The 2,418-nt window shown below is 74.2% G+C and carries 3 protein-coding genes; all 3 read right to left on the bottom strand.

All coding sequences use genetic code 11. From position 1 onward, the window contains the following. Positions 1-316: hypothetical protein (locus tag ACWGIU_RS35650; RefSeq protein ID WP_453712242.1), on the bottom strand; the 316-nt coding region annotated here is incomplete at its 3' end. A gap of 235 nt (positions 317-551) precedes the next feature. After that, positions 552-1,331, bottom strand: coding sequence for a TIGR03936 family radical SAM-associated protein (locus ACWGIU_RS35655; protein ID WP_453712244.1), 780 nt, complete (start codon positions 1,329-1,331; stop codon positions 552-554). 126 nt (positions 1,332-1,457) lie between these two features. Continuing rightward, positions 1,458-2,418 (bottom strand): hypothetical protein (locus ACWGIU_RS35660; RefSeq protein WP_453712243.1); only part of this gene is annotated, 961 nt, incomplete at its 5' end.

Consider the following 2,418-nt stretch of genomic DNA (forward strand, 5'->3'; position numbering starts at 1 on the left):
GCTCCGGGCTCACCCGCAGGACATCGACCTCACGCGCCGCCACCTCGGCCGGGATGCCCTCCCCCTCCGCGGGGTTGGGGGAGTGGGGGGGGCGGGGGCGGCGGCGGGGACGGGCGGGGGCGGCGGCCGGAGCGGCCTCTTCGGCGGGGGCGGCCGGTGCCTCGGTCACCGGGGCCGTCTCGGTGACGGCGCCACCGGGCGGGCCCGCGGGGCGGGACGCGGCACGGCGGCGACGGCGCGGCGGCAGGTTGTCGCTGGGGCTGCTGCCGCTGTCGTCGCTACCAGCAGAAGTGATGTCGTTTTCGTTGCTGAGCATTGCGGGCGGTTCTCCCGTCACGCTCCCGGGCGCCGCGGCTGACTTCCGGTCCGGCACGGCTCCGCGTAATGAGCGCGGAACCGGCCTCCGGGGCGCGTTCGCCACACGGGAGCTGTAGTCCATGGCCGCCGGTTCCGTACGTGTTGTCCGTACGGCCTGGCGGAAGTCTTCAGGTCAGTGCGCGGCCCGACCCAGGTGGCTCCCGAGTACCAGGGCTGCGCGACGACGGCGTTCCTTACGCGGCGGGACCTTCCGGCGCCTTCGCGTCGGCCGCTACGGCGGCCGTGGGTGGGGCGGCCGTGTCGGCCTCGCGGTCGGGCGCGAGCGGGTCGGTCACCGTGCCGGACTCCTCGTCGAAGAGCCCCTGCGCCAGCCTGGTCACCGCTGAGGGGACCGGCGGCGCCAGGTCGGCCACAGCTCGGAGACCGGACAGGACGTCGTCGGGTCGCACGGCAGGTGTCAGATGCCGAACAACCAGCCGCAGTATCGCACAGGCACTGTCCAGCGGCCTATCAGCCGGGGCGGGAAGCGCTTCCAGGCTCACGACCGCGGCACGCGTGTCGAAGGTCCGCATTCCGTTCTTGGTCCGACGCTGCACCTCCACGTTCTCGGCCGCGAGGAAGGCGGTCACGGCCCGCTCGGCCTCGGCGAGCTCCACGCCGTCCAGGCGCAGCTCCCACACGGAGGCGGTCAGCCGGTCCGCGAGGCCCGAGGTGCGGGCCTCGACGGCGTCGATGATGTCGAGTCCGGTCGGCATCGACTCGTCGAGCAGCTCACGGAGCTTCTCGGGGTCGCGGGACTCGGCGAGGGCGATCTCCAGGTACTCGGCCTCGCTGCCGGTGCCGGTCGGGGCGGCGTTCGCGTACGAGACGCGCGGGTGCGGGGTGAAACCGGCCGAGTACGCCATCGGCACCTCGGCGCGGCGCAGGGCCCGCTCGAAGGCGCGCTGGAAGTCACGGTGACTGGTGAACCGGAGGCGGCCGCGCTTGGTGTAGCGCAGTCGGATGCGCTGCACCACCGGTGCGGGAGGCGGGCCTTCGGGCTGTCGCTTGCCCAGTGGTTCTTCTCCTTGTGCGGGGCTCCGCGGCTCGCGCGTCGCCCTGAGCGTCTGGGGGCCGGCGGGCGTCGCCCTGCCTCCGGCTCACCCCTGACGTTCGTGGAGGGAGATCTCGGGAGCGGGCGTGTTGCCTGCGGCTGTCGTACTACCCAGAGTACGCGCCCGTGACCTCGCCGGTTCCACGGGAGGAGTACCGAACAGCGCACGGCGTACGGTGACCCGCGCCTCGTGGACCGCGGCACGGCCGGTTCGCCAGACCCCGCGCGCGGCGTGCCCGGCGGGGGTCAGGACGTACCGGTACACCAGGGACGCGGGCCACCCGACCAGCACCCGGCCGACCCGTTTGAGGCCGCGCCACAGGGCGGCGGCGATCCGCCCGGACACGCGCCAGGCCCATCCGAGGGCCTGCCCGGCCGGCCGCAGCACGTACCGGTACAGGGCGACAGCCAGCCACGCGATCCCGCGGGCGACGGGCCGCAGCAGGTACCGGTACAGGGCGACCGCCAGCCGGAGGAGGCCGTGCCCGACGGGGGTGAGCACGTACCGGTGGACCGCCGCGGCCAGCCATGCGATCCCGCGGCCGACGGGCGCGAGCACGTACCGCCACAGCGCGACCCACGGCCACACGAACAGCGTCATGCCGAGGGCCCAGACGATCCGGGTGACGCCCTTGGCGAGCGGCGCGAGCAGGTAGCGCATGCCGCCCCGGCCGACCCAGGTCAGTGCCGTGCCGAGGGGACGCAGGACGTAGGTCATCAGGATCCGGCCGGCCGGCGCGAGCACCTGCTCGTACGCGCCGCGGCCCAGCCACGCCAGGCCCCGGCCGACCGGGGCGATCACGTACCGCCACAGCCCGACCCACGGCCAGACGAAGACCAGCTTGAGGAGGGTGACCAGGACCCGGCCCAGCACCCGGAACACGGGCGCGACCACGTGGACGTGAAGGGGCCCGAGGAGGTGCCGGTGCGTGGCCCGGCCCAGGGCGACGACCAGTTCCCAGACCACTCGTACGGGCAGTACGACGAGTACCGCGACGATCTTCACG

Source organism: Streptomyces sp. NPDC054840 (assembly GCF_053611065.1).